Genomic DNA, 22,410 nt, shown 5'->3' with positions numbered 1-22,410 from the left:
CTTGCACCATGCACACCGACCATCCCGACGGGTCCTTGCCCGCCTGCCCTCGCGGGACCTTACGCGGCATGGATGCCGCGTAAGCGCCTACAAGGACGTACTTGCGGCGAGTCCCGCAAGGATGGGCGGGCAAGGGCCCTGCAGCCAGGCCGCAGATCGCCCGCTCCACACCCGACGCATCCGCACCCCGTTCAATCACATCTCAAGACAACTGGGAGCTTGAGCTTCAGCGTGGTCTGGATGTTCCAAGCAGAGCTGGTTGAGGGCTAGACACCCTCACCAACCTGGTCGCGTGCTGACGGGGGCCACGGCGCTGGTTACGCCACCTATGCGATGGAGAGCAGCGGCTTCGTCAGTCCATCAGTCGACGATGAACTCGGCGCGGCAGCCGTCGTTGACCCACACGCCGTCGCGGCTCCAGCCCCAGGTCTGGCCTTCCACGCATTCCTTCTTGGAGATCTGCCGGCCTACCCGCACCTGGCGCTCCACCGAGATCCCGCAGGTGCGGCGCGCGCCCTTCTTCGATTCGCAGGTCACCATGCGTGGCATGGCCACGAACCCGGAACCGTCCTCGGCAGCGACCTCGAATTCGCCATCGCAGCCGCGCGAGACCCAGATTTCGTTACGGCGCGCGCCCCAGCTGCGGCCTTCCTTGCACGGCCACACCGAGCGCTGGCGCAGCAGGCGCACAGGCGCACCACGCAGCACCACCGGGCATACCACCTTGCCGCCGTTGGAATCGCAGCGCACCACGCGGCGCATCTGCGGAGCGCTCAGCGCCCGTGCGGTCGCAAACTCTGCACGGCAGCCCTGTTCGACCCAGACGCCACCGCGTTCGATGTCCCACTCGCTGCCACGGATGCAACTGGTCTCGGACAGCTGGCGTACCAGCTGGACGCCGTGCTCGGTATCCATCGCACAATGCACGCGCGCCATGTCCTTGGACTCGCAGCGCACCACGCCGGCGGCGCGATCCGCTGCACGCGCATCGGCCAGCATCAGCAGCGGCAAGCACCACAAACCGCATAAGCTGATCAGCCACTTCATGCCGACAATCCTCACCCAAACACACTCTGCGCCGCGCCCCCGTGGACGCCACGATGAGAGCATCATCGATGTGAAGATAGCAATACGGTGGCGATGACAGCGGGATGGCAACGGGCGCGCGCCCGGTGCCGCGCAGACACTGGGTACCGCCGTGGGTCAGGCGCGGGCAAAGGCGAAGGCCAGCACATCGGCAATCTGCGTGGTGCCATGCATGGCCATCAACAGCCGGTCCACACCGACCGCCACCCCCGCGCAATCGGGCAGTTGCGACAACACCGCCAGCAGCCGCTCATCCACCGGCAGCTGCGGCAATCCGCGCGCCGCACGCACCGCGTTATCGCGCATGAAACGCGCCCGCTGCTCCTGCGCATCGTTGAGCTCGTGGTACCCGTTGGCGACCTCGTAAGCGCCCAGATACAGCTCGAAGCGCTCGGCCACCGGCGGCTCCCCGGGGCGGATGCGCGCCAACGCGCACTGGCTGGCAGGCCAGTCGTGCACCACGGTCAGCGTGTCGCTGGCAAAGCCCGGCTGGAGGCGATGGGTCATCAGCAGATCCAGCCAGTCGTCGCGGGTCAGGCCATCCGGATCGATGGCGATGTCGTGTAGCGGTGCGCGCAGCGTTTCGATCGAATCGCTTAGCGGGTCGATGCCCAGCGCCTGCACGAACAGCGTGCGATAACTCAGCACCTGCACCTGCGCCTGGCGCCCGACCAGCGCAAGCGCGCAGCGCACCAACTCAACGGTCTCCTGTGCCAGGGCGCGATCGTCCCAACCCACCCGGTACCACTCGAGCATGCTGAACTCGGGATTGTGGCGGCCGCCGGCCTCGCCATTGCGGAACACCCGCCCCAGCTCGTAGCAATCGCCCACCCCGGCCGCCAGCAGCCGCTTGAGCGGATATTCCGGCGAGGTGCGCAACCAGCGCACCGGCGCGCCGGCATCGACATGGCCGCTGAAGCGCGTGCTGAAGCTCTCGATATTCGGCTCGGTGTTGCCGGCCTCCGATAGCACCGGCGTCTCCACTTCCAGCACGTCGCGCTCGGCGAAGAAAGCGCGGATCAGCGCGTTGAGCCGCGCGCGCAACCGCAACGCGTCCAGATCGACCTGCGTGGCGGTCATGGTTGCTGGCCGTGCTCGCCGAGGAAGGCCAGCAAGCGCGCCTCGTCCCAGATCTCCACGCCCAGCGACTGCGCCTTGTCCAGCTTGGACCCGGCTTCTTCGCCGGCCACCAGAAACGCGGTTTTCTTGGAGACGCTGCCGGCGACCTTGGCACCCAGCGCTTCCAGCCGTTGCTTGGCCGCATCGCGGGTGAGCGCGGCCAGGGTCCCGGTGATCACCACGGTCTGGCCGTCGAGCGGGCCGGTTTGCAGCGCGTCGGCGTCGGGCAGACGCGACAGCACCGTTTCCATCGCCTGCTGCGCAGCGCTTGCCAAGGCCGCATTTTCCGGCCGCTCCAGCCATTGCAGCAGCGACGCCACCACCGGCGCGGGAACGCCGGCCTGCAACAAGGCATCGGACCCGGCGCTGCGCAGCGCATCGAAGGAGGCCACCGCGGCAGCCAGCTGCTGCGCACGCATCGGCGTCACCTTGGGGATATCCATGTCTTGCAGCACGCTGGCAAAGCTCAGCGCCTCGCGCAGTTTAGGCGATGGCGGATGCGCATCGCCGATGCGCACGCCGCGTTGCAGCAGGTCGTCGATGGCCTGCTGATTGCCGGGCTGGTCGAAGAAGTGCCCGAGCGAGCGCGCCACCTCGCCACCGATGTCGGGCACGCGCTTGAACAGCGGCCACGGCAGATGGCGGATCAACTCCAGATCGCCGAACCACGCCGACAAGGCCTTGGCGGTGCTCTCGCCGACATGCTCGATGCCGAGCGCAAACAGGAAACGCTCCAGCGTGGTATCGCGCGATTGCTCGATCGCCTCGATCAGGTTTTCCGCCCATTTGGTGGCGATCTTCTTGCGGTTCCAATCGAACGCCGGCAGCCCGGCGCGCAACAGATCCGCCTGCCAGGTGTGCGGCGCCTCGCGCTCGCCGGCCAGGTCCACACCGATGCCGACCACGGTGTTTTCCAGCTGGCCGTACGCACCGCTGGCCAGATGCTCGCGCGCCTCGCGCAGGAATGCGTGCGGGCTTTCGGCGGTGCTGATCATGCGCAATTGCAGCAACTGGTCCACGTTGAGCAGATACAGATCGGCCACGCCCTGCACCACGCCGCTGTCGACCAGCACCTCGATGAATTTTTCGCCCAGGCCATCGACATCCATCGCGCGGCGCGAGACGAAATGCCGGAACGCTTCCTTGCGCTGCGCCGGGCAGGTCAGCTCGCCGGAGCAGCGCCACACCGCCTCGCCTTCCTCGCGCACGATCTCCGACCCGCAGACCGGGCAGTGCGTGGGCATCTGCCATGGCTGGGTGCCGGGCGGCCGTTGCTCGGCAACCACGCCGGCCACTTCGGGAATCACATCGCCGGCACGCCGAACGATCACCGTATCGCCCACGCGCACATCCAGCCGCGCGATCTGGTCGGCGTTGTGCAGCGTGGCGTTGGTGACGATCACCCCGGCCACGTGCACCGGCTTGAGCCGCGCCACCGGCGTGGCCGCACCGGTACGGCCAATCTGGATCTCGATCGCCTCCACCGTGGTGGACTGCTCCTGCGCCGGGAACTTGTGCGCGATCGCCCAGCGCGGCGCGCGCGAGACAAAGCCCATCTCGCGCTGCCCGGCCAGATCGTCGAGTTTGTAGACCACGCCGTCGATATCGAAGGGCAAGCCGTCGCGCGCCTCACCGATGCGTTGGTAGTACGCCAACAGGCCGTCGCTACCCTGCACCACCTCGACCAGGGCGCTGACCGGGAAACCCCATGCGCGCAACTGCGCCAGGATCGCCGAATGCGTCTGCGGCAACGCACCTTCACTCACTTCGCCCACGCCATACGCAAAGAAACTCAACGGGCGCTGCGCCGTGATGCGCGCATCCAGCTGACGCAGCGAGCCTGCAGCGCCATTGCGCGGATTGGCCAGCACCTTGCCGCCCTGCAGGCGCATCTGCGCGTTGTAGGTCTCGAAGGCGGCACGCGGCATGTACACCTCGCCGCGCACCTCCAGTACCTGCGGCCAGCCTTCGCCACGCAGGCGCAGCGGAATCGCCTTGACGGTGCGCAGATTGGCGCTGACATCCTCACCGGTGGCGCCGTCGCCCCGCGTTGCGCCCTGCACGAACTCGCCGTTTTCGTAGCGCAGGCTGATCGCCAGGCCATCGAGCTTGGGCTCGGCCGAGAACAGCGGCTGCTTCACCTCCAGCCGCTCGCTGATCCGCCGTACGAACTCGGTCACTTCCTCGTCGCTGAAGGCATTGCCCAACGACAGCATCGGCAGGGCATGCCGCACCTCGGCAAAGCGCGACGCGGCCAGGTGGCCGACGCGCTGGGTCGGTGAATCGGCGCTGGCCAGCTCCGGGTGCGCCGCCTCCAGGGCTTCCAGTTCACGCATCAGGCGGTCGTAGTCGACGTCGGCCATCTGCGGCTCGTCGAGCACGTGATAGCGGTAGTTGGCGTCCTCGATACGATGACGCAGGGCGTCGATGCGCTGAGCGGGATCCGGGCTGACAGTCATACGATCGCTGGGCTGGCTCTGGGCCGCCCATTCTAACGGGCCGTGCCGGTGTGCAAGTGCTGCCCGACCGCCGACCAAACCGCGCGACAGCGAGCCCGGCAGCGATTTCCCGATAGGCAGACAGGCACAAACCCGCTAGCGTGGCGCCCTCTTTGCCTGCTCGCCTGGAGCTCACCGTGCCGTTGCCCGTCTCGCGCCGTTCGTTTCTCAGCCTTGCCAGCGTTGGCGTGGCGATCTCCGCACTGGGACTGGCACCCGCGGCCGAGGCAGCCCGCAAGCGTGCCGCTGCGCCGGCCAAGCCAGGCGTGGCGCCGGCAGCGGGCGCGGTGTTTCTCAATCTCAACGAGCATCCGCTCGGCCCCTCGCCCGCCGCAGTGGACGCGGCAACGCGCTCGCTGGCACGTGCGGGCCGCTATCTGTTCGAGATGGAGCAGGACCTGCGCAACCTGATGACCGGCGAGCTGCAACTGCCCGCCGATCATCTGGCGTTCTTTCCCGGCTCCAGGGACGCGCTGCTTCGTGCCGGCAGCCTGTTCACCTCGGCACGTGCCGGGCTGGTGGTGGCCGACCCGAGCTTCGACCCGATCATCGACAGCGCCACCGCCCGCGGCGTGCCGGTACGCAAGGTGCCGCTGCGGGCCGATGGCGCGCACGACGTCAAGGCGATGGCCAAGGCCGACCCGTCCGCCGGCCTGATCTACCTGTGCAACCCCGGCAACGCCAGCGGCGCCATCACCCCGCGCGCCGATATCGAGTGGCTGCTGGCCAACAAGCCGGCCAGCGCGGTGCTGGTGGTGGACGAGGCGTATATCCACTACAGCAACGAGCCGTCCATGGCGGACCTGGTGCGTCAGCGCCAGGACCTGATCGTGCTGCGCAGCTTCTCCAAGCTCTACGGCATGGCCGGCCTGCGCCTGGGCGCCGCGCTGGCGCCGCCGGGGCTGCAGACCAAGCTCGCCAGCCTGGGCAGCAATCCGTTGTCGGTACCGGCAATGGCCGCCGGCATCGCCAGCCTGCGCGATCCGCAGCTGGTGCAGACCCGCCGCGCGGAGAACGCCCGCGTGCGCGACGACACCATCGCCTGGCTCAAGAGCAAGGGCTACACCTGCCTGCCCACGCAGGCCAATTGCTTCCTGCTCGACGTCAAGCGCGACGCCGGCGTGTTCGCCGACTCGATGCAGAGACAGGGCGTCATCGTCGGCCGCAGCTGGCCGATCTGGCCCAAGCGTGTGCGTGTGAGCATCGGCACCGAAGCGGAGATGCTGCGCTTTCGCGAGGCCTTTACCAAGGCCAAGCGCTGATCGCCAAGCACAGAGTGGCCATCACTTCCCCTCTCGGGAGAAGGTGCCCCGAAAGGGCGGCTGAGGGTGCGCCTAAGAGATCTGCCAACACCTGCAATGACAAACGCGTCGCCACGCGCCGGCAGACCTGGATCACCGACTGCTGCACTGCTTCGCCTCCGTACCCTCACCCCTCTCCCGCCGGAGAGGGGCTTTGATTTCCTATCGCGTGGGAGTTGGAAGCGGCGCGGCAGCATTCGGACGCAACATGCGCCGGATCCACACGTAGCTGAGCGCAAACGTCAGCGCCATCGACACCGCAATCCACACCAGGAGCTGGCGCAGCATCGGCGGGCCCTGAAAGATGCGCGCGTAGTAGCTTGCATCCAATAGCGCGATTGCATGCGGCAGGAAGACAGTGACGATAGGCGTTGGCACTGGCGCAACCAGCAGCGTCACCGCAACAGCAAACCCGATCGAGCTCCATTGCGCGCGATGTGGGCTTGTCGACGCGCCTTTGCGCAAACGCAGCGCAATCCGCGACACCATCCATAGCAGCGGTGCGGCCAGGATGGCCCACACCGCCAGCAACATCAGCACCGCCAGCGCGCCCTGCAAGCTCCACATCGTTCACCTCACGCTAGAACGCGTCCTGCGGCAGGTCGCGACTCAGACTGCGTATGGATGACTCGCGGTCGGGATGGCTCGCGGTCAACGGCTCGTAATCACTGACTCAGCGACGCTCGATCACCAGCGGTGCGCAATCACCACCCACGCACATCACCAGCAGCGCGCACTTAAAAGCAATACGCACTCACCAGCGCGGCGACTTGGTCAGCGGCGGTGCCTGGTGCTGGCGATCGTAGGCGCGCAGTTCGTCGCGGATATGCGCCACGCGCTGGCGGCCCAGCGCATTGCGGCTGTCGTCCAGCACCACGCCGTCGAGCAGTTCGGCCATGCGCTGCACGGTCGGCAGCATCTTTTCCCAGGCATCCAGCGCGGTCATCGGCGCCGGCAAGGTGAGGAAGAACGCAATCGCCGGGGTCTGCATCTCGCGGATGTTGGCCATGTCGAAGCTGCCGGGCTTGAGGATGCTGGCCATGCTGAAGATCGGCCCGCGCTCCGGATGCCCCTCCACCAAACGGTGGAAGACATTCATGTGACCGAACACCAGCCCGGTCTTCTCCGCAGCGACCACCACATCTTCGCCGCGCAGCACCTGGCCGGCCTTGGCGGCCACGAACAGCGAGACGATCTTGTCGAAATCCTGGTTGGGCCGCTTGCCGACATCGTTGCCGCCGGCCGCATCGGCATCGTCCAGGTTCAGTTCGCTTTGCTCGGCGCCTTCATTGCGCTCGAACGGGTCGCCGTCCACGCCAGGCTCGCTGGAGATCACCGGCTCGCGGCGCTCGCGCGGCTGCCCGTCGTCCTTGTCGACCCGGCGCCCTTGTGGCGATTTTTTCGGGCGACCAAACAGGAAGATGGCCGCGACCAGCAGCAGTCCAGCGATCAGGATCCCGATCCGGATCATGGCCATGTCGGACATTCAGCGTGCCTCCGCATAAGAGTGACAGGTGTCGATATTCCGACAAGCATGGCACGTCATGCCGCACCCGCCAAACGTGCGGCCTCTTCCAGGTCCACGCTGACCAGTCGACTGACGCCCGGCTCACGCATGGTCACGCCCGAGAGCTGGCGCGCAGCCTCCATCGTCGCCTTGTTGTGGCTGACGAACAGGAACTGCACCTTCTCGCTCATTTCCCGCACCATGTTGGCCAGGCGGCCGACATTGGCTTCGTCCAGCGGCGCGTCCACCTCGTCGAGCAGGCAAAACGGCGCGGGATTGAGCTGGAAGATCGCAAACACCAGCGCCACTGCGGTCATCGCCTTCTCGCCACCGGACAGCAGCGAGATGCTGGACACGCGCTTGCCCGGCGGGCGCGCCATGATGGTCACGCCGGTGTCGAGCAGGTCTTCGCCGGTGAGCTCCAGATACGCATGGCCACCGCCGAACAGGCGCGGATACAGCGCCTGCACGCCGGAATTGACCCGGTCGAAGGTGTCCTTGAAGCGGCCGCGGGTCTCGCGGTCGATCTTGCGGATGGCTTCTTCCAGCGTCTCCAGTGCGGTGTTGAGATCCAGATTCTGTGCGTCCAGATATTCCGAACGCTGCGCCGCTTCGCCGTACTCCTGGATCGCGGCCAGGTTGACCGGTTCCAGCCGCCGCATGCGGCCGTCGATCTGGCCGACCGCCGCCTCCCACTCGGCCACGTTCGCGGCTTCCGGCAACCCATTGACGACGTCTTCGAGCACGAAGCCCGCTTTCACCACGGCGGCCTCCAGTTGCTCTGCGCTGAGCACCAGCGCCTGCTGATCGAGCTTGCGCTGCGAGATGCGCTCGCGCTGAGCCAGCGCCTGTTCGTCGCGCTGCTGGCGGGTCTGCTCGTAGCTGCGCAGCTCGCCATCGATGCTCTCCAGCATGGTGCGCGCTTCGCTCAGCACGCGCTCGGTGCGTACACGCTCGCTCAACGCGGACTGGTGCTCGTGCTCCAGCGTTTCCACCGGCGAGTCGCCGTCGCTGAGCTGGGCGACCAGGTCCTCCAGGCGCGTATCGAGCTGGCCGCGCTGGCTGTCCATGCGTTCCAGCGTCTGGCTCAGGGAGGTGATCTGGGTGCGTTGCGATTCCAGCGTCAGCGCCAATGCATGCATCGCATCGCGCACGCCACGTGCGGCATCCCGGGCCTGATCGCGCGCATCGGTGAGCTGACGGCGTTCGTTCTCCAGCGCCTCGCGAGTGCCTTGCAGGTCGCCCATCAGGGTCACCGCGTCTTCGAGCTTGGCGCGTGCCTCGCGTGCCTGCTCGCGGCTGGTATCCAGCGTTTCCAGCAGCTGCGACAATTCGTTTTCGATGCGTTCGATGCGCGTGCGCGCGGCATCGACCTTGCCCTGCTGACTCTGCAGCTGGCCGGCCAGTTCGGACACGCTGCGGTGCGCCATGTACAACTGGCGCTGCGCATCTTCGCGTTGTTGTTCGGCCGCCAGCAGTTGCTCGCGGAAGCTGCCCAGGCGCTGTTCGAGTTCGGCCTCGCGCTCCTGCAGCATTTCGATCTGCGCACGCAGCTCCTGGATCTCGCGCTCGCGCAGCAAGGCGCCCTGCTTGGCGGCACCGGAGCGCGACACCCGCACCCAGCCCTCGCCCAGCCGCTCGCCGCTGCGGGTGATGACCGAATCGCCTTCGGGCAGGCTACGCTGCAGCGTGCGCGCGGCCTCCAGATCCTCGGCCGCGTGCAGGCGCGCGAGCAGGCGACGGATCGCGATCGGCCCCTGCACCTTGGCCGCCAGCGAGGTCGGCGCGAAGCTCGCGTTGTCGCTGGCACCGGACACCAGCGCGATGCGGCCCTCGCCCAATTCGCCCAGCGCATCGACCAGTTGTTCCGGCGCATCCACCAGCACGCCTTCGATCAACTGCCCCAACGCGCCTTCCACCGCGTTTTCCCAGCCGCTTTCGACCGTGATGCGCTCGCCGACACGTGCGGCAGAATCCAGCCCGCGCGACTTCAGCCACGCCACTGCGGCGCCCTGCTCCTGGCCAAGTGCGGCCTGCTGCAGGGTTTCCAGCGACGACAGCCGACCACGCGCGGCCTGCGCCTGCTTGCGCACGTCGGCCAGTTCGCCCTGGCTGGCGCGCTGTTGTTCCTGCAGCCCGCCGAGCGCGTGCTTGCGCGCTTCGACCTGCTCGGTTAGCCCGTCCAGCGAGGTCTTCTGGGTTTCGTGGCGCAGCTCGATCTGCTCGAACGCCTCGGCCAGCGCATCCAGGTCCAGCCCGGCGCGCTCGTTGACCAGCGCTTCGCGGCGACGCTCGGCCTCCAGCGACTGGCGATCGAGATAATCGACGCGCGTGCGCTCCACTTCGCCGGCACGCGAGGCTTCGCCGGTGTCGCGGTTATGGGTTTCCCAGCGCTGCTGCCAGTCGGCCAGACGCGCTTCGGCCTCGCGTAGCGACTCCTGGCGGAATTCGTGGTCTTCGCGCAGCTGTTCCAGTTGCGGTTCGGCAGCGTCCACCGCCTCGCGCAACACCGCCAGCCTGGCCGAATCGCCGCTGATGTGCTGGGTCAGCTCCTGCAACTGGCTCTGCGCCTCGTCGCGCGCCTTGTGCAGGCGATGCGAGAGTTCGCGCTGATGCTGGATCTGCTGCTCGATGCGCGCCAGTGCGCCACCGACCTGATAGACATCGGCCTGCGCCTTGGCCACCGCTTCGGCGGCTTCCTCGCGACGCGTGCGCCCGGTTTCGATCCGCGCCTCGGCATCGCGCTGTTCGGCGATCAATTGCTGCAGCCGGGTCTCTTCTTGATTCAGTTTTTCGCGCAGGCCCTGTAACCGGCCATCCAGGCCGCGGTATTCCAGCGCCTTCCACTCGGCGTCCTTGATCCGGCGCTCTTCCTGCAGGGCCTGATACTGCTCGGCTTGACGCGCCTGGCGCTGCAGATGCGCCAGCTGCTTGGTGATCTCTTCGCGCAGGTCGCCCAGGCGATCCAGGTTCTCGCGGGTATGCCGGATGCGCGTTTCGGTTTCCTTGCGGCGCTCCTTGTACTTGGAAATGCCGGCGGCTTCTTCCAGGTACACGCGCAGGTCTTCCGGGCGCGCCTCGATGATCTGGCTGATCATGCCCTGCTCGATGATCGAGTAGCTGCGCGGCCCCAGGCCGGTGCCCAGGAACAGGTCGGTGATGTCGCGGCGCCGGCACTTGGTGCCGTTGAGGTAGTAGGCGCTGTTGCCGTCGCGGCTGACCAGGCGCTTGACCGAGATCTCGTTGAACGAGGCAAACTCGCCGCTGATGGTGTGATCGGAATTGTCGAAGATCAGCTCCACCGTCGCCTGCGACACCGGCTTGCGCGCCGAGGAGCCGGAGAAGATCACGTCGGTCAGCGAGTCGCCACGCAGGCGGCTGGCCGAACTTTCGCCCATCACCCAGCGCACCGCGTCGATGATGTTGGACTTGCCGCAGCCGTTGGGACCGACGATGCCGGTCATGTTGGTGGGCAGGTGCAACGTGGTCGGGTCGACGAACGACTTGAAACCGGACAGTTTGATCGTGGACAGGCGCATGGGACTGAAGGTTCCGGGCACCGCACGGGCGGGGCCGGCAGGCGCTTTTTCCTGTGAAGCCGCCCCTAAGCCCTTGATCCACAAGATCTATGGGCCGTGGAACCGGCAATGGAGCATGAGTATAGCGGGCCTGGCATCGCTGGCGTGGCCGCAGAAAGACGAAGGGCGCCTAACCAGGCGCCCTTCGGGTACAGCGTGCAGCGTGGATCAGGCGTCGGATTCGACGATGACCTTGACCGAGGTTTCCACATCGGCGTGCAGGTGCAGCACAACGTCGTACTCGCCGACATTGCGGAATGCGCCTTCGCCCAGGATCACTTCGCTCTTTTCCAGCGGCAGGCCGGCGGCGGTGAACGCCTCGGCGATGTCGCGCGGGCCGACCGAGCCATACAGCTTGCCTTCGGTCGACGCATGCGCGCCGATGGTGACGCTGGCGCCTTCGAACTTGCCGGCGCGGCTCTGTGCATCGGCCAGGATGGTGTTGGCCTTGGCTTCGTAATCGGCACGCTTGGCTTCAAACGCTTCAACGTTGGCAGCGGTGGCCGGAACGGCCTTGCCCTGCGGCACGAGGAAGTTGCGGCCGTAACCCGGCTTGACGCTGACCTTGTCGCCCAGGCCGCCGAGGTTGGTCACTTTCTGCAGAAGAATCAGATCCATGGTGGTGCTCCGTTATTCGTTAGCGCCGGCACTTTGGCCGACGCAACGTTTGCTGTCCGAAAAGACGGGATTCGGGAATCGGGATTTGGGAATCGCAAGAGCACGATCAACACCGCATCTCGAATGACCGGCCTCTATATTTTTAATAACCCGCACATGGATGTGCGGGCTCTTGTGAGGAACTCACATACAACCGTGCGGGCTTTTGTGAGGAACTCACATCGACGACTCGGATTAAACGTCGTGATTGTCCGTGTACGGGATCAGCGCCAGGAAACGCGAGCGCTTGACGGCCGTGGCCAGCTGACGCTGGTACTTGGACTTGGTACCGGTCACGCGGCTCGGCACGATCTTGCCGTTCTCGGTGAGGTACTGACGCAGGGTGTTGAGATCCTTGTAATCGATCTCTTTCACGCCCTCGGCGGTGAACTTGCAGAACTTGCGACGACGGAAGAACTTGGACATGACAGCGCTCCTTAAGCGGCTTCGGCGTTGTCGCCGTCGGTATCGGTGGCGGCAGGTGCAGCATCGCCCTCATCGTCATCACGACGACGACGCTCGCTACGCTCGGGCTTGTCGCCCTTCTCGTCCTTGCTCTTCATGATCAGCGACTGCTCGGTGTCCGGGCCATCGCGCTTGACGACCAGGTGACGCAGCACCGCATCGTTGAAGCGGAAGCTTTCCACCAGCTCGCTCAGCACGGCCTGGTCGACTTCGATGTTGAGCAGCACGTAGTGCGCCTTCACCAGGTTCTGGATCGGGTAGGCCAGCTGACGGCGGCCCCAGTCTTCCAGACGGTGGATGGTGCCGTTACCGCCCTCGATCAGCGACTTGTAGCGCTCGATCATGGCCGGGACCTGCTCGCTCTGATCCGGGTGGACCAGGAACACGACTTCGTAATGACGACTCATGTTGTATTACCTTTCGGATGTGGCCACGTGGGCCGGACAGCTCCCCGGTGACCCGCGCAAGGCGGCCGGTGGAGCAAGGATTCCCACCCGGAACCGGGCAGGAAGCAGGAAAGTATGGCAGTTCAAGCGCTTAGCCGCAACTGAGCCGAGCCAGCGGCTGAGCCTAGGAACGTAACATCTACGTGGTGACTGCTTAAGCCCCTCTCCCGCCGGGGCGATAAGGCACCGCTTGCGCGCTACTGGCGCGCGTGCCTTGGAACGCCCGCGCCGCAAGCGCGGGCCGGGGCGCGGGGGTTGGGGTGAGGGTCCGCGGCGAAGCCACTGGTGACGTCTAACCGCGCGAGGCCTCGCCCGTCCCCTCATCCGCCCTTCGGGCGCCTTCGCCCGGTGGGAGAAGGAATAGCGCGCACCAGCGAGCTCAGCGATGCTCGGCTTCGGTCGTGAAACTTTCCCCGCAGCCGCACTCGGCAGTCGCGTTGGGATTGCGGAAGGTGAAGGTCTCGCTCAGGCCGTGCTTGCCGAAATCGATGCAGGTGCCATCGACCAGCGGCAGGCTGACCGGGTCGACGAAGATGCGCACGCCCTCCTGCTCGAACACCGCGTCGTCGTCGCGTTTCTCGCGCGCCAGGTCGGTGACATGGCCCCAGCCCGAGCAACCGGTCTTGGTCACGCCAAAGCGCAGACCCAGCGTCCCCGGGGTCTGCTGCACGAAACGCTGCACGCGCTCCAGCGCGGCGGGGGTGAGGCTGATGGCCATGGGGGTGCTCCGGAAACGATGGTGGCAAGTATAGCGAGGCAGCAATCACCAGGGCTGCAGCCGCTGCGACGCCGTGTTCCTTAGATGGGGCCATATCCGGCCTTGGACAAGCGCAACCACCCGCAAGCGGTTCAGATGCTCGCGCCAGCGCGCCCGCAGCCAGTAAACTCGCAGACCATTCAAAGTCGCTACGGCGAGGACAAGTCATGACGGTGGTCAGCGTTGAACATGCGCTTGCGGGAAAACTCCCGGAAGGCGGCGAAGTCACGGTACGGGGGTGGGTGCGCACACTGCGCGGATCTGCCGGACTGGCCTTCATCAACGTGACCGATGGCTCGTGCTTCGCTCCGATCCAGGTGGTGGCCAACGACACGCTGCCCAACTTCGACGAGATCAAGCGCCTGACCAGCGGCTGCTCGCTGATCGCCAAGGGCGTGCTGGTGAAGTCGCAGGGCAAGGGTCAGTCGTTCGAGATCCAGGCCAGCGGCGTGGAGATCGTCGGCTGGGTCGAAGACCCGCTGACCTACCCGATCCAGCCCAAGCCGATGTCGCCGGAGTTCCTGCGCGAAGTGGCGCACCTGCGCCCGCGCACCAACCTGTTCGGCGCGGTCACCCGCATCCGCAACTGCCTGGCGCAGGCGGTGCACCGCTTCTTCCACCAGAACGGCTTCAACTGGATCAGCACCCCGATCATCACCACCTCCGACGCCGAAGGCGCCGGGCAGATGTTCCGCGTTTCCACGCTGGACATGGTCAATCTGCCGCGCGATGCCAGGGGCGCGGTGGATTTCAGCCGCGACTTCTTCGGCAAGGAAACCTTCCTGACCGTGTCCGGCCAGCTCAACGTGGAGGCCTACTGCCTGGCGCTGAGCAAGGTCTACACCTTCGGCCCGACCTTCCGCGCCGAGAACAGCCACACCACGCGCCATCTGGCCGAATTCTGGATGATCGAGCCGGAAATCGCCTTTGCCGATCTGGCCGAAGACGCGCGCCTGGCCGAGCAGTTCCTCAAGTACCTGTTCCGCGCGGTGCTCGATGAGCGTGGCGACGATCTGGCATTCCTGGCCGAGCGCGTGGACAAGAACGCGATCGCCAAACTGGAAGCCTTCATCAATGCCCCGTTCGAGCAGATCGACTACACCGAGGCGGTGAAGCTGCTGCAGAACTCGGGCAAGAAATTCGACTTCCCGGTCGAATGGGGCCTGGACCTGCAGACCGAGCACGAGCGCTGGCTGACCGAAGAGCATATCGGCCGCCCGGTGGTGGTGACCAACTACCCCGAGCACATCAAGGCGTTCTACATGCGCCTGAACGATGACGGCAAGACCGTCGCGGCGATGGACGTGCTGGCGCCGGGCATCGGCGAGATCATCGGCGGCAGCCAGCGCGAAGAGCGCCTGGATGTGCTGGATGCACGCATGGCGCAATTCGGCCTGGACCAGGAGCACTACAGCTGGTACCGCGATTTCCGCCGCTACGGCTCGGTGCCGCATGCCGGCTTCGGCTTGGGCTTCGAGCGCCTGGTGGTGTACGTGTGCGGGCTGAGCAATATCCGCGACGCCATCCCCTACCCGCGCGCGCCGGGCAGCGCCGAGTTCTGATGTGAGCCTGCTGGCCGCCGCCACGCTGCAGTTGCTGGCCTTCGCGGCGGCGTTGCCGGGCGCCGACATCGCCGGCGTGCGCGGCGTCCGACTGGCGCAGCGGGCAGCCGCACATCCCGGTGCAAGCGCCTGGTGGCAGGGTGACACGGCACGCAGGGCGATCATCCACGCCGTGCGTCCTTTATGGTGGACCATCACTGCGCTGGTGATCGGCGCAGCACTTCCCCAACTCGCACTGATGCTGGCGGGCACATGACCCTGTTCTTCGCGCTGTGTTTTGTCGGTGTGGCCGTTGCCGGCCTCACCGCCTTGCTGATCTTCTGGCCGCTGACGCTGGTGCACCTGCGCGACCGACATCCAGAGGCGTTGGCCAGCTTCGGCGAACCGGCCTTCATCAGTCCTGCGGCGCTGCGCTGGTTGCTGGCGCGGCGCTACCGCAGCCATCGCGACGGTGCGCTGTCCGGCCTGGCCACGCCGGCCTGGCTGTCGCTGCTGACCATCTTCTTCGGCCTGGGCATGGCAGCCCTGCTCGGCCTGCTTTCCAAGGTAATGCCATGAATACACCGCAAGACACCGCACATGACGACCACGATTCGTGGTGGCTGGCCACGATCGGCCGCACGCTGATCTGGGCGCGCCTGCGCGTGAAGCAGGCCGGTACCGCCGAAGTCCTGGACAGCGACGGCAAGATCCTGCCTTACGACAGCGAAGACAGCGCCCGCGCGGCCTTGTTCGATGCCGAATTCGTCGCGCTCGACGGGCTGGACGAAGAAGACGCGCTGATGCGCGGCTTCTCGCTCGATGAGGTCTCGCCGCCGCGTGGCGACGACGATGCGGACCTGCGCGAACGCATGGTGCTGACCCTGGGCGGTCGCGCCTGACATGTACGCCCCACGCGCGTTCGCGCAGACCGATCTGGCACTGCTGGACTGGCTGATCGCGCGCGACCCGTTCGTCACCCTGATCAGCCACGGCGAGGACGGACAGCCGGCGATCTCGCATCTGCCGGTGCTGTACCGACGCGATGACCAGGCAGTTGTCATCGAAGGCCACTGGGCGCGCCCCAATCCGCAGGCACGCAGCCCCGGCGACGCGGTCCTGGTGGTGCAGGGCCCGCATGCCTATGTGTCGCCGAGCTGGTATCCGGACAAGGAAGCGGCCGCACGCGTGCCGACCTGGAACTACGCCGTGGCGCATCTGCATGGACGCTGCGAGCAGGTGAGCGATGAGGCGGCGCTGGGCGAGCTGATCGGCCGCATGAGCACCCACTTCGAACAACGCGTCGGCAGCGACTGGCTGTTCGAGATGGAACGCGACAGCCACCGCCGCCAGTTACGCGGCCTGGTCGGCTTCCGCTTCGTTCCCAGCCGCATCGAGCTGACCTTCAAGCTCAGCCAGAACCACCCCGCCGCCAATCAGCGCAGCGTCAGCCAGTTCCTGGCGCAGCAACCCGACCAAGCCTCGAACGCGATCGCAGCGTTGATGCAGGCGGCCATGGACGCCAATCCGACGCGCTGAGATGGCCTCAGTCGCGCATTGGAAAGACAGATCACCAGAGGGTTGGGACGCGTCGGCCACATTGTCGGCCGACGCCGGCGTGCCTGGCACCCTATTTCCCCGAAGGCTAGTGCAACTCAGCCAGCCCGGCGCGATCGCTGCGGCACAAGCGCCTCACAGGGATCGCTGCCACAGCCGGATGCAGGATCAAGCGGAGAAAGTCCTTGTGCGATTGCATAACGGGTGAGCTGGGCGATGCTTTGAATATTGAGTTTCAACATGCAGTTTTCGCGATGCGTGCCCACCGTTTTCACGCTCAAGTGCAAGCGCGTGGCGATCTGCCTGGTCGACAGGCCTTCGGAGTAGAGCTGCACGATTTCGCGCTCACGTGAGGTCAGCCGGGTATACGCAGAATCGTCTTTGGCGGCTCGACGCAGTCCTGCGATCAACGAACGCGACATCTGCGGACTGATATAGATCTGATCCTGACCAACGAGTTGAATCGCACGCAGCAACTCGGCGAAGGTACTGGTTCGCGCCAGATAGGCTTTTGCGCCAGCTTCGAAGACCGCGCTGGCACGCATGCAGGCATCGGACGGAGCAATGCAGATTGCCCGGCTGCCGGGACTGCGTTGAATCAAACGTCGCGTCAGATCGATGCCATTTGAGGCCAGGGAGCAGGACATCCACCAGGACGATATCCGGCTGCTCTCTGGCAGCGATCTGCAGACACGCCAGTCCGTCTTCGGCATGCCCCACCACTTCGAAACCCGGAACCTTTTGCAGCAAAGCGACCATGCCTTCCACGAGGATGGTGCGATCAGCAGCGACGACGATACGTGTCTTCATCATTCCCTCGGTTACACGAATGGGGACCGCGATGTGCAGCGGCATTCGAGCGGCGCGCTGCAGCGAATCGACAGATGCTCGGCAGGAGCACTTGAGCGAGCTTGTCATACGCTCATCTCGACACCATCGGTTCTGGACTGATTTGGCGACCGTCGAATGCTGGTTTGCACAACGGTGTAGATGTCGGTGCGACGCAATGACGGGTAGGTTTGCCTGAGGTGTGTTACGCACGTTGAACCGGAGCCGAAGCGGACTGCGCCGCTCCGGACCAACACGCACCGCCACCTGATGCTTGGCACCCTGTGCCAGACATCGTTTCTGCATAAGACTGCCGATAAAAAACGAACGCGGTTCCAGCTGCAGCTCAACCGCGAAAGATTACGAGTCGCCGGACATCATCTGCCTGGCAAGGCCGGTCAGTTGCTGACGCACCTGATCCAGACGCGGGTCTGCCTCCAACTCGCGCTGCAGGTCCAGCAGACCTGCGGCAAGTTCGCCGCGCGCGCGGATACCTTCAGACTCGACCGATGCGCGCTGAGACTGGATCGCTGCAGCGGCGTGTTGGCTGGAATCGCCGCGTACGACCGTTTCCATGACATCGACCATGCGTTGCAGCAGGCGATAGACGGCACTTGCCGAAAATCCACCCATCATCGCCAATGCGGGTTTTCCGAACGCGCCCAGGCTACTTTCGGCAAACAGATCCTCCGGCAGCAACTCCACCAAGATCAGACCGGCGATGAGGCCCAGAATCATGCGCGCGGCATAGGAAGAATCGAATCGCGGATCGTACGTCGCGTCGGCGACGTAACGATGGGCCTGGAACAGGGCGGAAAACGCTGCGCCAAGCCCGGCACAGGCAAGGATGAACATCACATTCCAGCCCAGCGTACTGCCCGAGGAGTCGAGAAATCCCAGCGCGATGTTCTGCTCGTTGACAAGGCTGGACATCGCCAGCCCGACCACTGAGGCAAGACAGCCGACCGAGCTTAAAGTCAAGGTGCGAATCAGCGGAATTGGACCGAGCCAGCGCAAAAAGCCACCGCGCAAACGCTCCCGCTCGATCAGCACCACAGCTTGCGGCGTTGCGGGTTGGATCGCGCGAACCAGCTGTCGGTGCAGAGCGGCCAGTTCGCGCGCGCCAGCTTCGCCATGCAGGGAGGTGCCAGGCATCACCCGTAATTCCGCCAACCGGCCAGGCAGATCGGGGGACATCGCCAACCCCTGCTTTAGCGCATACGACACCATGGCCCGACATTCGAGCTCCAGCTGTTCAAGCACGCTGGAGAAGACCGGCCCGATGAATCCTGCCGACGAGACGGACTGGGCCACCGCGCGTCGCCGCAGGCCGACGCGCATCCTGGTTCGCTTCCACATAAGTGATTCCCAACATGCAGGCGCGCATCCAGCCCGACCTCAGGGCATCCGTTCGAACAGCGTCGTATCGCGCTGACCTTTCACAACAAGAGCAAGCTCTGCGCTGCCATCGTCGCGAATCCGCAGACTGGCTTGGCCATCGCTGAGCTGGCGGCAATAGCCTCTATCGTTGGCGCCGATCCAGGCATTCAACGCGCCTGCCGCACGCCCGGCATAGCGCAGTTCCACCTGGCAGTCGCGGGGGGCGCCATAGCGCAGGCGACCGAGCACGTCTCCCGGGCGGACTGTGGTCGCCACAATCTCCAACTGGGCGGAAATCAGGCCCGCCCCGCGCCAGCGCCCAGCTTCGGCCAAACCTGCGCTGCTCTGATCCAAGGCAACGACCAACGGCGAATCGCGGCCGGGCAGCGTGAGTTGCATGCCGGACGTCGCACCCTCCGTCACCTCAAGCTGGGCGCGGCCACCGGCTAGCCCATCGCAAAACCTGCCGCCATTGCGAGACAGCAGCGCGTAACCGTCCGGCTGCGCTCGTAGCTCCAGCGCACAATTGAAAGGAGGTCCAAACCGCACGTCCGCCGTTTGGGTGCCGTCGGCTCCCACCGCGCGCCCGCTCAGGCGGACATAAACCGGGCCCGCACCGCCGCTGGCGGACAGGATTCCGCGCCAGTCACCCGTCGGAATGCTACCAGCCGGAGCGGCCTGTACTGCAGTCAACGAAAGACACAAGGCCAGTGCTGAGGTGATGCGGAGAACGTGACGTCGATGATGAGGTTGGGTAGACATGAGAAAGCTCCGATAAGAAGTTGGACAGGATGGAAAGATCGATCAAGCTGCTGCTCAGCACACCGGCTGCAGTAACTACCAGAACTGCAACCAAGCAAATGATGGAGATGGATCGCCGCCGGCACCGAGACCGCCGGCAAAGATCCGCATGCAGGGCCGCCACATCGGTTCCCAGCCGCTCGGCGAGCGCGCGGGCATCGGCGTCTGACAGCAGCAACCTCACGGCACCGCTCCGGGATCGGAAGATGGCACGTCCACGAACGGATGAAGCGTCCATTCCTTCAGCGCGATGCCATCGAACCAAAGCACGCCCCGCGGACACTCGCTGCCTTGATAGCCGATTTTCAGCGCGTGGCTTGGCGTACGGCTGCATGGCGGCGCGATACGCAGCGCCAGTCCGGGAGCGCCGTCGCTCTGCGTGACCGGCTCTATTTGCACGTGCAGCGTCAACGAAAACTCGCTGATTTGCGATAGCCGCAGCGCACGCAATTGGCAGACCGGAATGGACAGCAGGGTCTCCCTTTCGCCCTGGGCCGTTCCGTCATCATGCATGCAGCGAACCTGCATGCCGTAGGCGGCCACCACAGCATCCACCAGTGCGGCGTGCCGCTGGCGGCATCGCTGTTGCGCTTGTCGGACGGCCTGGTCGAGCAGCTCCACGAAGGCGTCCAGGGAATAGCCCGCGTGTGCCATCTACGACTCCGTCAGCCAGATCGGCTTGCGCTTGAACCCCACGTGGTAGCACAACCATTGCAGCACCACCTGATGCTCGCCCAGCTGCACAATGGTGAAGCTCTTCTCGATGCCGAGAATCGTTCCCCTGGGCGCTTCGCTGAGGCAGCGATTGAGCAGATGCTGCGCGGCCTCGACCTGCTCAGCGGTCTGCATCTTTGCCGGGTTGTCGCTGCCGACGACGATGCGCTTGATGTAGCTCACTTCTGACAAATCGATCATCGGCAACGACTCGGGTGATAGAAAGGTGTAGGACTCAACAGCGACGCTTACGGCACCGGCACAGGCGCAGTGACTTTACGTGGTGCTGCAGCGGTCTGCAGGATGTCGAGCACGCGCGACAGCCCTTCGGGGGTACCGCGATCTTCGGCGTGCAATGCGACGTGATACTTGGCCGAGTTATCGGAAGAGCGCGTGTTTTCCTTGTGGCTGGACACCGACCCCTGCACGTTGACCTTGGCCTTGAACACGCCCCAGCCGACGCTTGCCTCCAAATCCACCTTGAGGCTCTTGTCTTCGGCTTCCTTTTCCGAAAACGAGGATTTGACTTCCATGTCGAAGGTCACGTCTACGGTCTGAATGCTCAAATTGGGAACGTTGACCAAGGTCAGCAGCGGCACGACGATCTCGACTTCCTCCTCGGCCATCCCGGTACCGCTGGGGTCTTCGACCGGGCGCTTGAACTTGAACTGCGCGGTCCGCGTACCGCCGTTTCCGTTGGGATTGGCAGCAGGGTCGGTCGGCGGCAGAAAACCGATGACCTTGATGAAGTCGGCGGTGGCGCGGGCCAGCATGACCTGCGCATCGCAGGCTGCACGCAACGGGGCGCCGATCAGGTCCGCCATCGGCAGGCCCTTGAATTGGTCGGACATATTGACAATATCGCTCATGGTGTTCTCCTGAAGAGTGGTTGTTTGAAAAACAATCGATGACGGCGGGGATCAATCGCCCTTGACCGTCTTGAACACGCCTTGCGACTGCGCAAGGCGATTGATGAGACGTGCCACGCCTTCGGTCGGCTCGCTGCCTTCCACGCGTAACACGACATGCACCGCACTGTGCCGCGCACTTTTTGCATTGGAGCCGAGGTCGATGCCGATCTGGCCGGGCAGCGCTGGCGGCTTGGGATGCCAGTCATCGACGGCGGCGGGAACCGCCAGCGACGCCGGCAACGCGGCTTCGTCCAGTTCGCTGAGCTCGCCGAGTTGTGCATCGAAGCTGATCTCTACGTCCTTGATGCGCAGGACATTGGACGACACCAGCGGCAACAGCGGTGCGCGATACAGGTCTTCGTCGTTCTCGCCCGCTTCCGGGTGCTGCGACGGCAAGCGGATCAGAACGCTTCTGGGACGGTTGTCCTCGTCAAAGAACGCGCCCAGGTTAGCCATCTGGTGCTGTTCGATCCGGTCCTGGGCGTCGATAACTGCCCCGGCCAGCGCTTCGATCAGATCATTGAGGGAGATTTGCGCCATGTTGGGCTCGTTGGTCGGAGATGTCGCGGGGACGGTGACGGCTCAGACCACGTTGGGAAAGCTATCCACGCGTGCCAGCCACCCCTTGAGAAACTTGCCAAGCGCCGGTCGCGCGGCGACCAGTCGCTGGTAGTAGTCCTTGCGGCCGACCTTGTAGCGCGCATACAGGTCTTGCTGGTTGCTGGATGCCAGGGCGGCGAAGGTCGCCGGTCCCATCCGTCCGTCCACCACCAGCGCGCCGCCGGTCTGGGCGTTGAGCACGGTCTGCAGCAGCTTGATCGCGTTGCCGCCGGCGTTGACATAGAAGTCGAACAAGATGTTGGCCAACGGCTGCAGTGCGATTTGGTCGGCGCGTAGCCGGTCCCAGTACTGCGTCTTGTAAATGACCCCGGCTTGGGCATCGGTCAATGCACGCAGGTTCGCCAAGCTTGGCTCCACGCCGAGCAAGTTCTGGGCGCAGGCCTTGAAGGTCAGCAGCGTGATGCCTTTGTTGGTGGCACCGCCCGGATCGGCGGGGTCGTTGACGAAGCCGCCCTCGTGCTTGAGCAGGGTTGGAAAAAACATGTTGAAGTCAGCCATCGGCGCCACCTGTTGAATTGATCGGTGGCGCCAGTTTCCGCATCGGTGCAATAGCGGCACATCGGCCCTTCACCGATACTACGAAGCCTGAAAGCTGATTCATCCCGGGCCCCGACAGGGGCCACCAACACTGCGTTTTCTGGAA

23 protein-coding genes and 1 pseudogene are annotated in these 22,410 nt (G+C 65.2%); 6 read left to right on the top strand and 18 right to left on the bottom strand.

The window, feature by feature from the left end:
- Nucleotides 1-360: 360 nt before the first annotated feature.
- From DGN21_RS07895 to ligA, 3 genes are all read right to left on the bottom strand, one after another.
- On the bottom strand, nucleotides 361-1,047 hold the full coding sequence (locus DGN21_RS07895; RefSeq protein WP_024939845.1) for a DUF3011 domain-containing protein: 687 nt from the start codon (nucleotides 1,045-1,047) through the stop codon (nucleotides 361-363).
- A gap of 156 nt (nucleotides 1,048-1,203) precedes the next feature.
- A complete protein-coding gene (gene epmA / locus DGN21_RS07890; protein ID WP_104568632.1) occupies nucleotides 1,204-2,166 on the bottom strand; it encodes an EF-P lysine aminoacylase EpmA in 963 nt (320 codons plus the stop codon).
- Nucleotides 2,163-4,664, bottom strand: coding sequence for an NAD-dependent DNA ligase LigA (gene ligA / locus DGN21_RS07885; protein ID WP_184576726.1), 2,502 nt, complete (start codon nucleotides 4,662-4,664; stop codon nucleotides 2,163-2,165). Before ligA ends, epmA begins: the two co-directional genes overlap by 4 nt.
- A gap of 176 nt (nucleotides 4,665-4,840) precedes the next feature.
- On the opposite strand from ligA, the gene DGN21_RS07880 reads away from it, so the two are divergent.
- Nucleotides 4,841-5,965, top strand: coding sequence for a pyridoxal phosphate-dependent aminotransferase (locus DGN21_RS07880; RefSeq protein ID WP_184576728.1), 1,125 nt, complete (start codon nucleotides 4,841-4,843; stop codon nucleotides 5,963-5,965).
- Between the two features lie 201 nt (nucleotides 5,966-6,166).
- Here DGN21_RS07880 and DGN21_RS07875 read toward each other — a convergent pair whose 3' ends face one another.
- From DGN21_RS07875 to DGN21_RS07845, 7 genes are all read right to left on the bottom strand, one after another.
- A complete protein-coding gene (locus tag DGN21_RS07875; protein WP_184576730.1) occupies nucleotides 6,167-6,571 on the bottom strand; it encodes a hypothetical protein in 405 nt (134 codons plus the stop codon).
- 187 nt (nucleotides 6,572-6,758) lie between these two features.
- Complete coding sequence (gene zipA, locus DGN21_RS07870; protein ID WP_024939850.1) at nucleotides 6,759-7,490, bottom strand: cell division protein ZipA; 732 nt, start codon at nucleotides 7,488-7,490, stop codon at nucleotides 6,759-6,761.
- Between the two features lie 56 nt (nucleotides 7,491-7,546).
- Complete coding sequence (gene smc / locus DGN21_RS07865) at nucleotides 7,547-11,050, bottom strand: chromosome segregation protein SMC (protein ID WP_184576732.1); 3,504 nt, start codon at nucleotides 11,048-11,050, stop codon at nucleotides 7,547-7,549.
- A gap of 207 nt (nucleotides 11,051-11,257) precedes the next feature.
- Nucleotides 11,258-11,707, bottom strand: coding sequence for a 50S ribosomal protein L9 (gene rplI, locus DGN21_RS07860; RefSeq protein WP_016904199.1), 450 nt, complete (start codon nucleotides 11,705-11,707; stop codon nucleotides 11,258-11,260).
- 234 nt (nucleotides 11,708-11,941) lie between these two features.
- Complete coding sequence (gene rpsR, locus DGN21_RS07855; RefSeq protein ID WP_005991243.1) at nucleotides 11,942-12,172, bottom strand: 30S ribosomal protein S18; 231 nt, start codon at nucleotides 12,170-12,172, stop codon at nucleotides 11,942-11,944.
- Nucleotides 12,173-12,183: 11 nt separating this feature from the next.
- Nucleotides 12,184-12,618 carry a 30S ribosomal protein S6 gene (rpsF, locus tag DGN21_RS07850; RefSeq protein WP_006451585.1) on the bottom strand — a complete coding sequence of 145 codons (435 nt, stop codon included), beginning with the start codon at nucleotides 12,616-12,618 and terminating at the stop codon, nucleotides 12,184-12,186.
- Between the two features lie 418 nt (nucleotides 12,619-13,036).
- On the bottom strand, nucleotides 13,037-13,375 hold the full coding sequence (locus DGN21_RS07845; protein ID WP_016904198.1) for an iron-sulfur cluster assembly accessory protein: 339 nt from the start codon (nucleotides 13,373-13,375) through the stop codon (nucleotides 13,037-13,039).
- Between the two features lie 206 nt (nucleotides 13,376-13,581).
- Here DGN21_RS07845 and asnS point away from each other — a divergent pair, with 206 nt between their 5' ends.
- The 5 genes from asnS to DGN21_RS07820 are packed head-to-tail and all read left to right on the top strand — an operon-like array spanning nucleotide 13,582 to nucleotide 16,494.
- Complete coding sequence (asnS, locus tag DGN21_RS07840) at nucleotides 13,582-14,976, top strand: asparagine--tRNA ligase (protein WP_184576734.1); 1,395 nt, start codon at nucleotides 13,582-13,584, stop codon at nucleotides 14,974-14,976.
- A gap of 1 nt (nucleotide 14,977) precedes the next feature.
- The gene (locus DGN21_RS07835; protein WP_166771171.1) at nucleotides 14,978-15,232 is read left to right on the top strand and encodes a hypothetical protein; all 255 of its coding nucleotides are present in this window, start codon (nucleotides 14,978-14,980) and stop codon (nucleotides 15,230-15,232) included.
- On the top strand, nucleotides 15,229-15,534 hold the full coding sequence (locus DGN21_RS07830) for a hypothetical protein (RefSeq protein ID WP_065032404.1): 306 nt from the start codon (nucleotides 15,229-15,231) through the stop codon (nucleotides 15,532-15,534). The genes DGN21_RS07835 and DGN21_RS07830 overlap by 4 nt, the downstream gene beginning before the upstream one ends.
- Nucleotides 15,531-15,857 (top strand): hypothetical protein, encoded by a 327-nt coding sequence (locus DGN21_RS07825; protein ID WP_024939855.1) that lies wholly within the window; start codon nucleotides 15,531-15,533, stop codon nucleotides 15,855-15,857. Before DGN21_RS07830 ends, DGN21_RS07825 begins: the two co-directional genes overlap by 4 nt.
- A gap of 1 nt (nucleotide 15,858) precedes the next feature.
- Entirely contained in the window at nucleotides 15,859-16,494 is a 636-nt protein-coding gene (locus DGN21_RS07820) for an FMN-binding negative transcriptional regulator (RefSeq protein WP_184576737.1), read from the top strand.
- Nucleotides 16,495-16,610: 116 nt separating this feature from the next.
- On the opposite strand, the pseudogene DGN21_RS07815 reads toward DGN21_RS07820, so the two are convergent.
- The 8 genes and pseudogenes from DGN21_RS07815 to DGN21_RS07780 all read right to left on the bottom strand — a co-directional run bounded on the left by DGN21_RS07815 (nucleotide 16,611) and on the right by DGN21_RS07780 (nucleotide 22,265).
- A pseudogene (locus DGN21_RS07815) lies at nucleotides 16,611-17,325 on the bottom strand (response regulator transcription factor).
- Nucleotides 17,326-17,700: 375 nt separating this feature from the next.
- Nucleotides 17,701-18,570 (bottom strand): hypothetical protein, encoded by an 870-nt coding sequence (locus DGN21_RS07810; RefSeq protein WP_039522704.1) that lies wholly within the window; start codon nucleotides 18,568-18,570, stop codon nucleotides 17,701-17,703.
- A gap of 168 nt (nucleotides 18,571-18,738) precedes the next feature.
- Nucleotides 18,739-19,482 (bottom strand): hypothetical protein, encoded by a 744-nt coding sequence (locus tag DGN21_RS07805; RefSeq protein WP_104575013.1) that lies wholly within the window; start codon nucleotides 19,480-19,482, stop codon nucleotides 18,739-18,741.
- Between the two features lie 219 nt (nucleotides 19,483-19,701).
- Nucleotides 19,702-20,175, bottom strand: a complete 474-nt coding sequence (locus DGN21_RS07800; protein WP_215825182.1) for a hypothetical protein — start codon at nucleotides 20,173-20,175, stop codon at nucleotides 19,702-19,704.
- Nucleotides 20,176-20,436 carry a hypothetical protein gene (locus DGN21_RS07795; RefSeq protein ID WP_016904187.1) on the bottom strand — a complete coding sequence of 87 codons (261 nt, stop codon included), beginning with the start codon at nucleotides 20,434-20,436 and terminating at the stop codon, nucleotides 20,176-20,178.
- Nucleotides 20,437-20,483: 47 nt separating this feature from the next.
- The gene (locus tag DGN21_RS07790) at nucleotides 20,484-21,104 is read right to left on the bottom strand and encodes a DUF2589 domain-containing protein (protein WP_215825181.1); all 621 of its coding nucleotides are present in this window, start codon (nucleotides 21,102-21,104) and stop codon (nucleotides 20,484-20,486) included.
- Between the two features lie 51 nt (nucleotides 21,105-21,155).
- Nucleotides 21,156-21,686, bottom strand: a complete 531-nt coding sequence (locus DGN21_RS07785; protein WP_039520615.1) for a DUF2589 domain-containing protein — start codon at nucleotides 21,684-21,686, stop codon at nucleotides 21,156-21,158.
- Between the two features lie 42 nt (nucleotides 21,687-21,728).
- The gene (locus tag DGN21_RS07780) at nucleotides 21,729-22,265 is read right to left on the bottom strand and encodes a glycosyl hydrolase 108 family protein (protein WP_184576917.1); all 537 of its coding nucleotides are present in this window, start codon (nucleotides 22,263-22,265) and stop codon (nucleotides 21,729-21,731) included.
- Nucleotides 22,266-22,410 lie beyond the last annotated feature (145 nt).

It is taken from the genome of Xanthomonas sp. MLO165, assembly GCF_018831305.1.
GTDB classification, from domain to species: Bacteria; Pseudomonadota; Gammaproteobacteria; order Xanthomonadales; family Xanthomonadaceae; genus Xanthomonas; species Xanthomonas arboricola.
The sequence above is the reverse complement of the archived record's forward strand: the minus strand, read 5'-3'. Positions and strand labels throughout refer to the sequence as shown.

Bases quoted from the DNA above. Each gene is read 5' to 3' on its own strand.
- DGN21_RS07895 (WP_024939845.1), bottom strand. From the start codon at position 1,047: ATGAAGTGGCTGATCAGCTTATGCGGTTTGTGGTGCTTGCCGCTGCTG.
- epmA (WP_104568632.1), bottom strand. From the start codon at position 2,166: ATGACCGCCACGCAGGTCGATCTGGACGCGTTGCGGTTGCGCGCGCGG.
- ligA (WP_184576726.1), bottom strand. From the start codon at position 4,664: ATGACTGTCAGCCCGGATCCCGCTCAGCGCATCGACGCCCTGCGTCAT.
- DGN21_RS07875 (WP_184576730.1), bottom strand. From the start codon at position 6,571: ATGTGGAGCTTGCAGGGCGCGCTGGCGGTGCTGATGTTGCTGGCGGTG.
- zipA (WP_024939850.1), bottom strand. From the start codon at position 7,490: ATGTCCGACATGGCCATGATCCGGATCGGGATCCTGATCGCTGGACTG.
- smc (WP_184576732.1), bottom strand. From the start codon at position 11,050: ATGCGCCTGTCCACGATCAAACTGTCCGGTTTCAAGTCGTTCGTCGAC.
- rplI (WP_016904199.1), bottom strand. From the start codon at position 11,707: ATGGATCTGATTCTTCTGCAGAAAGTGACCAACCTCGGCGGCCTGGGC.
- rpsR (WP_005991243.1), bottom strand. From the start codon at position 12,172: ATGTCCAAGTTCTTCCGTCGTCGCAAGTTCTGCAAGTTCACCGCCGAG.
- rpsF (WP_006451585.1), bottom strand. From the start codon at position 12,618: ATGAGTCGTCATTACGAAGTCGTGTTCCTGGTCCACCCGGATCAGAGC.
- DGN21_RS07845 (WP_016904198.1), bottom strand. From the start codon at position 13,375: ATGGCCATCAGCCTCACCCCCGCCGCGCTGGAGCGCGTGCAGCGTTTC.
- asnS (WP_184576734.1), top strand. From the start codon at position 13,582: ATGACGGTGGTCAGCGTTGAACATGCGCTTGCGGGAAAACTCCCGGAA.
- DGN21_RS07830 (WP_065032404.1), top strand. From the start codon at position 15,229: ATGACCCTGTTCTTCGCGCTGTGTTTTGTCGGTGTGGCCGTTGCCGGC.
- DGN21_RS07825 (WP_024939855.1), top strand. From the start codon at position 15,531: ATGAATACACCGCAAGACACCGCACATGACGACCACGATTCGTGGTGG.
- DGN21_RS07820 (WP_184576737.1), top strand. From the start codon at position 15,859: ATGTACGCCCCACGCGCGTTCGCGCAGACCGATCTGGCACTGCTGGAC.
- DGN21_RS07810 (WP_039522704.1), bottom strand. From the start codon at position 18,570: ATGGTGTCGTATGCGCTAAAGCAGGGGTTGGCGATGTCCCCCGATCTG.
- DGN21_RS07805 (WP_104575013.1), bottom strand. From the start codon at position 19,482: ATGTCTACCCAACCTCATCATCGACGTCACGTTCTCCGCATCACCTCA.
- DGN21_RS07800 (WP_215825182.1), bottom strand. From the start codon at position 20,175: ATGGCACACGCGGGCTATTCCCTGGACGCCTTCGTGGAGCTGCTCGAC.
- DGN21_RS07795 (WP_016904187.1), bottom strand. From the start codon at position 20,436: ATGATCGATTTGTCAGAAGTGAGCTACATCAAGCGCATCGTCGTCGGC.
- DGN21_RS07790 (WP_215825181.1), bottom strand. From the start codon at position 21,104: ATGAGCGATATTGTCAATATGTCCGACCAATTCAAGGGCCTGCCGATG.
- DGN21_RS07785 (WP_039520615.1), bottom strand. From the start codon at position 21,686: ATGGCGCAAATCTCCCTCAATGATCTGATCGAAGCGCTGGCCGGGGCA.
- DGN21_RS07780 (WP_184576917.1), bottom strand. From the start codon at position 22,265: ATGGCTGACTTCAACATGTTTTTTCCAACCCTGCTCAAGCACGAGGGC.